Origin of the sequence: Pseudomonas sp. EA_65y_Pfl1_P113 (assembly GCF_963970525.1) — a bacterium.
In the GTDB taxonomy this organism is placed as follows: Bacteria; Pseudomonadota; Gammaproteobacteria; order Pseudomonadales; family Pseudomonadaceae; genus Aquipseudomonas; species Aquipseudomonas tritici.
Window position 1 is genome coordinate 1 of sequence record NZ_CAXAQM010000682.1, and the last position, 432, is coordinate 432.

At 64.4% G+C, this 432-nt stretch carries 1 protein-coding gene; it reads left to right on the plus strand.

Annotated features, from left to right (window positions below; genetic code table 11):
* Positions 1-432 (plus strand): efflux RND transporter periplasmic adaptor subunit (locus AACY52_RS31705; protein WP_339561611.1); only part of this gene is annotated, 432 nt, incomplete at both ends.

Sequence of the window (432 nt, forward strand, 5' to 3'; positions counted from 1 at the left end):
GTCTGGCTCAATGCCGCTGTACCCGAGGCGATCGCCGGTCCGCTCAAACCCGGACAAACCGTGCAGGCCACGCTTGCCGCTTTTCCTGGCGAGACCTTGTCGGGCCGTGTCTCGGCGATCCTGCCCGAGACTCAGGCCGACAGCCGCACCCTTACTGTCCGGATCGAGCTGCCCAATCGCGGAGGACGTCTGCGTCCCGGCATGTTTGCTACCGTCTCGTTCGGTGGAGCCACGCAACCGGCGTTACTTGTGCCCTCCGAAGCGCTGATCCGCACCGGCAAGCGGACCTTGGTGATGCTGGCCCTCGACAAGGGCCGCTACCGACCCGCAGAGGTGCAAATCGGAAGGGAATCCGGCGATGACACCGAAATCCTCGCCGGGCTCTCCGAAGGTGAGAAGGTTGTCGCCTCGGGCCAGTTCCTGATTGATTCC